This is a genomic window from Flavobacterium sp. XS2P24, from assembly GCF_030010285.1.
GTDB lineage: Bacteria > Bacteroidota > Bacteroidia > Flavobacteriales > Flavobacteriaceae > Flavobacterium > Flavobacterium algoritolerans.
In genome coordinates, this window is the sequence record NZ_JASCRU010000053.1 from 1 (window position 1) to 5,523 (window position 5,523).

The 5,523-nt window shown below is 33.0% G+C and carries 8 protein-coding genes; 6 read left to right on the forward strand and 2 right to left on the reverse strand.

What is annotated here, in order from left to right; all coding sequences use genetic code 11:
- Nucleotides 1-617: 617 nt before the first annotated feature.
- Both QLS31_RS15955 and QLS31_RS15960 read right to left on the reverse strand, forming a co-directional pair.
- Nucleotides 618-1,199, reverse strand: coding sequence for a DNA polymerase ligase N-terminal domain-containing protein (locus QLS31_RS15955; protein ID WP_282744663.1), 582 nt, complete (start codon nt 1,197-1,199; stop codon nt 618-620).
- A gap of 43 nt (nt 1,200-1,242) precedes the next feature.
- Nucleotides 1,243-1,608, reverse strand: a complete 366-nt coding sequence (locus QLS31_RS15960; protein ID WP_282713594.1) for a hypothetical protein — start codon at nt 1,606-1,608, stop codon at nt 1,243-1,245.
- Nucleotides 1,609-1,770: 162 nt separating this feature from the next.
- Between QLS31_RS15960 and QLS31_RS15965 the strand changes: the two genes are divergently transcribed.
- The 6 genes from QLS31_RS15965 to arsB all read left to right on the forward strand — a co-directional run bounded on the left by QLS31_RS15965 (nt 1,771) and on the right by arsB (nt 5,332).
- Complete coding sequence (locus tag QLS31_RS15965) at nt 1,771-2,031, forward strand: heavy-metal-associated domain-containing protein (protein ID WP_282744665.1); 261 nt, start codon at nt 1,771-1,773, stop codon at nt 2,029-2,031.
- 105 nt (nt 2,032-2,136) lie between these two features.
- Entirely contained in the window at nt 2,137-2,520 is a 384-nt protein-coding gene (locus QLS31_RS15970; protein ID WP_282744666.1) for a hypothetical protein, read from the forward strand.
- Between the two features lie 207 nt (nt 2,521-2,727).
- Entirely contained in the window at nt 2,728-3,060 is a 333-nt protein-coding gene (locus QLS31_RS15975; RefSeq protein WP_282744667.1) for a metalloregulator ArsR/SmtB family transcription factor, read from the forward strand.
- A gap of 104 nt (nt 3,061-3,164) precedes the next feature.
- A complete protein-coding gene (locus tag QLS31_RS15980) occupies nt 3,165-3,638 on the forward strand; it encodes a DUF6428 family protein (RefSeq protein ID WP_282744668.1) in 474 nt (157 codons plus the stop codon).
- A 15-nt stretch (nt 3,639-3,653) separates the two neighbouring features.
- On the forward strand, nt 3,654-4,289 hold the full coding sequence (locus QLS31_RS15985; RefSeq protein ID WP_282744669.1) for a protein-tyrosine-phosphatase: 636 nt from the start codon (nt 3,654-3,656) through the stop codon (nt 4,287-4,289).
- Entirely contained in the window at nt 4,289-5,332 is a 1,044-nt protein-coding gene (arsB, locus tag QLS31_RS15990; RefSeq protein WP_282744670.1) for an ACR3 family arsenite efflux transporter, read from the forward strand. Before QLS31_RS15985 ends, arsB begins: the two co-directional genes overlap by 1 nt.
- The last annotated feature ends 191 nt before the right edge of the window (nt 5,333-5,523 follow it).

Below are 5,523 nucleotides of genomic sequence, written 5' to 3' on the forward strand. Positions count from 1 at the left end.
CTGCGTCATTGCGGGTGCAAAAGTAGCACCTTTATTCGCTTTTACAAGCTTTTTTAAACCTTTTTTTTCATGTTTTCGCAACCCAATCTTTAACTCGCTGAAAACATGATTCTTGAATAGTAAAGTTTTTTATACTATTCAACAATCTTACAGCTGATTAATGGGATTTCAAATCAAAACCACCTATTCCAATAAGAATGGGCAACTTTCAACTGCCTTTCCCTTCTTTATAAAATCTTAGGAAATTATCGCTTTATTGCCTTTTATACAGCTTACAGCTTCGATTTGTGCACTAAAAAACAGCTCCACTTGCCAGAATACCTACAAAAGAACACAACAGGTTAAATATTTTGTCTCTTACCTTATATAGTATCAAACTTCACTTTCCCATTCTATCCTATATATAAGGTCACAAAATATACATCAAAACAACAAAAAGATCTACTTATCCAAAGTTCGCGTTAGGGATAGCAGCGAAAAGCCCACAGTCCCGCCTTTTTTTTTGGCGGAACGAGGACTTGTAGCACATAGCCCGACTCCATAATATAAAGAAAGGCGACTCTCCACTAAGAGAATCGCCTTTCTTTATATTATGGAGGAACGCACAAATTGTTTTATTAACCACTCTTCTTTTCCATGCTTTCTAATGTCTTATTAGAAAGTACAGATTTATCTTGTTGCAAAACATCTTCATCATTTGCATATTGATCTTTTGACTTTATCAAAAGCCATGTATTCTCCTGTTTGGTTTTTAATTTTACTAAAGCAAATTCACCTTTCAATTTTTTCCCATTAAGAATAAAACTAAGATGTCCTTTTTGTAAATCGGATTGTAATTTATGTTCGTCGATATCTAACCTATCTTCATCAGCTAAAATATACGTTCCATTGTCCCAAACAATAACATTCCCTGCGCCGTAATTTCCCTCCGGAATAGTACCCTCAAAATCTCTGTAACTGTAAGGATGATCTTCTACCATAATAGCCAATCTTTTATCAGCCGGATTCATAGACGGTCCTTTGGGTATCGTCCAACTTTTTAGCACTCCATCCATTTCCAATCTAAAATCATAATGCAAATGGGAGGCTGCATGCTTTTGTACTACGAAAATCAATTCGGTCGATGACTGCTTGATTTTTCCTTCAGGCTCTAAAGTGGAATTAAAATTACGCTTTTGATTGTATTCACTCAAAGACATGATTAATAGGATTAGTATTTAAAACTTACGACAAACGCTCTGATTACATTTTATCTCCAGAATTTTCCTCTAAATCATTATGATTATCTCCACCTATACTATAATGGTTGTTTTCTTCATCTTCATTTCCGGAGTTTTCCGTTTCCTCATCTAATTCTGAACCAGGAATGTCTAAATCTCCTCCAGAAACATCCTCTTCGAAACTTTTCTCATTCAATTCCCGGATATTATTTATTTCAACAGGAGACTTTTTTTTCGAAAGATCTTCTGGATCTATTTCCATCTCTTTATGGAATTGATTATAAATATCTTCACTTGGAGGATATAAAAGAGAATCCGGAATTGCATTTTTATCTTTCTTACCCGGTTTTCTTTTGTCAAAATTCAATTTATTGCTTCTATTATTCATATTACACTTATTTAATTGATTTTCAATACACTAAGTTAAACATTTTTAAATAAAACCAACCTAAATTATTTAAATTATTCAAGATAAATCACTAACTTTAAACCACTTAACCCATAAATACAACAATCTATTACCCTATTCCTAATCTTAAAAAATAAAAACATGAGTATACTAACTGATAATGTAATCCCAGGTAATCATGGTAAAATTTTTGGAACAAATGCTATTGAAGACATTGATTTAATAGAAATAAAATCCAGCTTACTAGAACTAGACGGAATAAAAGAGGTTTTATTGAATACTGAAATTTTTCCAAGAGAATTTACCGTTCACACTTCGAAAATGATACCTATAAGCGATATTGAAAATCGAGTTAAATTAGTCGGATTTCATGCTATTCCAAAAGAAATATTTGAACTTTGATGCTTTGTAATAAACTTCCATTAATACATTGCTTTTTGCTATTTCTATCAAATTAAAAATGACTCAAGCTCAATTAATTTCAAATTATTAAAAAAGACAGAAAAAATGGAAACTAAAAAAACAATTTATCAATTACACGAAGAACACAAAACGTGGTTAAACAAACTTTTGTTTTATAAAGACGAACTTAAAATTATGGGTAATCGGATTACTGAAGTCGCGGAAAAGAATACTTCTAAAGAGTTACGTTCCTTAGCCGATCATTTCCATAATCAACTGATTATTCAAAAGGAACAGATAGACATCTTAAATCATGATATTAAAAGTCACGAATCCTATCTTGAGGCTGCCGTGCGAAAAAATCCCAATGCTGTTGATCATGAAAAATTTTCAGACCATAAAAAACACCGAGAAAGCATCGCCGTATTTGAAAAATTATTTAGAGAATTAAGAGAAGAGTTGATTGATTTTTTATCAAAATGGATGTGAATCAGATGATTTATAAAAATTAGAAGGTTATTTTTCGAAAACAAATTAGAAACCATTTTCTATTGCAAGCATAAACTTCAGGATGACTGCTAAGCTATCACCTTAACATAAACCAAAAAGGTAGTTGAAGAACTTAAGCGAAAAATATATTCCAATATTTGGTTTTTATTTATCTATATCGTAATATTGCAATATAAATATATAACGATGGGAATTACTAAATCAGATCATTTTACAGACGAGCAAAACGAATTGGCAATTTTGGCGAAAGCCATAGGTCATCCCGCTCGAATTGCCATTATTCAGCACCTCATCAAAGTGAACAGTTGTATATGCGGTGACATCGTAAACGAGGTGCCTCTAGCCCAACCTACCGTTTCCCAACACTTGAAAGAGCTTAAAAATGCCGGACTCATAAAAGGTAATTTTGAAGGAAATGCTATTTGTTATTGCCTCAACGAAGAAGGTTTTAATAAAATAAAGGGCTTTTTTCAGCACATCAATACCTATTTAGAAAACAAGAAGAATCAATGCTGTTAATTTTCAAATTGTAAGAATCATGAAATCGCCAGGACTCAAAAAAAAACAATATAATTTAGGAATGGCGATACCATATTCCTTTAAAAAACAAATATTATAATCATATGAAACTATCAGAAATTAAAAAAGAGTTGAGCACGCTTGAAAACGTTGCTTTTGTATTACCAAACGGCAGTTATGTTCCAGAACATTTTCACGTAACTGAGGTGGGCTTAATCACCAAAAACTTTATTGACTGCGGTGGAAAAGTAAGAAAAGAAACTGTAGTAAATTTCCAATTATGGGATGCTAATGATTTCGAACACCGATTAAAGCCAAAAAAACTTTTGGATATTATCGCTCTTTCAGAGAAAGTATTAGGAATCGAAGATTACGAAATTGAAGTAGAATACCAAGCCGAAACAATTGGTAAATATGACTTAGGTTTCAAGGGAAAAGTATTCACGCTTTTAAATAAACAAACAGCTTGTTTAGCCCAAGACCAATGTGGCATTCCAGCAGAAAAACAAAAAGTAAAATTATCTGAAATATCAAACCAAACTAATAGCTGCTGCACTCCCGGCGGAGGCTGTTGCTAATTTTAAAACTATAAAATGACACTAACCAAAACCATTCTATTTCCAGAAATTGAAAAAACAATCTCTGCTTTTGATTTTGAAAGTATATCATCAGAGCGAAAAATTATTTTGCAACCGCTAATTGATTTTATTCAATCAAAAGCATCGAATCAGCAAGAAATCAGGCTGAACTTGATTTGCACCCATAATTCCAGAAGAAGTCATTTATCACAGGTTTGGGCACAAACTGCAGCCGCACATTTCAATATAAAAAATGTATTTTGTTATTCTGGAGGAACCGAAGCCACGGCATTATTTCCTATGGCTGCCAAAACATTGGAACAATCAGGCTTTAAAATCAAAGTAATTACAGCAGGTAATAATCCAATTTATGCCATAAAATATGCGGAGAATGAACATCCTATTATTGGTTTTTCAAAAACCTATGATGATGATTTTAATCCCCAAAGTGAATTTGCAGCGATTATGACTTGCTCACAGGCTGATGGCGGTTGTCCGTTTATTGCAGGTGCAGAAAAACGTATTTCCATCACATTTGAAGATCCAAAAGCATTTGATAATACGCCTCAACAAGCAGAAAAATATCAGGAACGCAGTTTGCAAATTGCAACCGAAATGTTCTATGTATTCTCCAAAATAAAATCATACTAATGGCATTACATAAAAAAAGATTAAACTTCCTTGATAGTTACTTGACACTTTGGATATTTCTGGCAATGATAATTGGCGTTTCTATTGGCTATTTTATACCTTCCAGCAGCGGCTTTATCAATTCCTTTTCAAGCGGAACGACCAATGTTCCTCTGGCAATTGGATTAATAGTGATGATGTATCCACCTTTGACTAAAATTGATTTTTCAAAAATTTCCTTAATGTTTGAAAAGCCGAAATTACTGACCGCTTCTTTCTTCATCACTTGGATTATTGGTCCGTTTTTAATGTTTTCATTGGCAACATTCTTTTTAAAAGATTATCCGGAATACATGACGGGTTTAATCATAATTGGGATTGCTCCTTGCATAGCCATGGTGATTGTCTGGAATGAATTAGCCGAAGGAAATAGGGAATTAACAGCGGGCTTAATCGGAATTAATAGTTTGCTTCAAGTGTTCTTTTTTGGATTGTATGCGTATTTTTATTTGGAAATCATGCTGCCATTATTTGGAATAAAAGGCTTGGAATTAAATATTACGGTTGCTGAAATTGCTACAACTGTTGGAATTTATTTAGGCATTCCATTTGCATTAGCAATCATTAGCCGCTATGCCATCAAGAAATTCATTGGTGATAAATGGTTCAATCAAAAATTTATTCCGTTTGTTTCTTCCATTACTTTGATTGCTTTGCTTTTTACAATCGTTGTCATGTTCAGTCTAAAAGGCGAAATGATTGTTGATTTACCTTTGGATGTGGTTAGAATCGCCGTTCCACTTGTGATTTTCTTTGCTATTATGTTTTTCCTGATGTTTTTTGTTTCCAAAAAAATTGGAGCCAATTATAGAGATGCCGTTGCGCTTTCCTTCACCGCATCCGGAAATAATTTTGAATTGGCAATTGCAGTTTCTATTGGCGTTTTCGGAATCAATAGCGGACAGGCATTTGCAGGAGTTATTGGTCCATTAGTAGAAGTTCCAGCTTTGATTATTCTAGTAAATGTAGCCTTTTGGTTGAAGAAAAAATATTATTCGAATTAAGCTTTACAATTCTTATAAAAATAAAAAGCCCGAAATCTAAAATTTGATTTCGGGCTTTTCTATGTATTTAAAAAAAAATTTGATTGTCCGTTTTTAGTCATAATCCTGTAATACTTGCTATTACTAGCCTATCGAATAATTTTTCCTCAAAATACCGTCTGTTAAGCTTGTAAACGAACTCGTTTAGGTAT

What these genes read in the sequence shown, in the direction of transcription:
- arsB (WP_282744670.1), top strand. Translation starts at nt 4,289, where the DNA reads ATGGCATTACATAAAAAAAGATTAAACTTCCTTGATAGTTACTTGACA.
- QLS31_RS15985 (WP_282744669.1), top strand. Translation starts at nt 3,654, where the DNA reads ATGACACTAACCAAAACCATTCTATTTCCAGAAATTGAAAAAACAATC.
- QLS31_RS15960 (WP_282713594.1), bottom strand. Translation starts at nt 1,608, where the DNA reads ATGAATAATAGAAGCAATAAATTGAATTTTGACAAAAGAAAACCGGGT.
- QLS31_RS15970 (WP_282744666.1), top strand. Translation starts at nt 2,137, where the DNA reads ATGGAAACTAAAAAAACAATTTATCAATTACACGAAGAACACAAAACG.
- QLS31_RS15980 (WP_282744668.1), top strand. Translation starts at nt 3,165, where the DNA reads ATGAAACTATCAGAAATTAAAAAAGAGTTGAGCACGCTTGAAAACGTT.
- QLS31_RS15965 (WP_282744665.1), top strand. Translation starts at nt 1,771, where the DNA reads ATGAGTATACTAACTGATAATGTAATCCCAGGTAATCATGGTAAAATT.
- QLS31_RS15975 (WP_282744667.1), top strand. Translation starts at nt 2,728, where the DNA reads ATGGGAATTACTAAATCAGATCATTTTACAGACGAGCAAAACGAATTG.
- QLS31_RS15955 (WP_282744663.1), bottom strand. Translation starts at nt 1,199, where the DNA reads ATGTCTTTGAGTGAATACAATCAAAAGCGTAATTTTAATTCCACTTTA.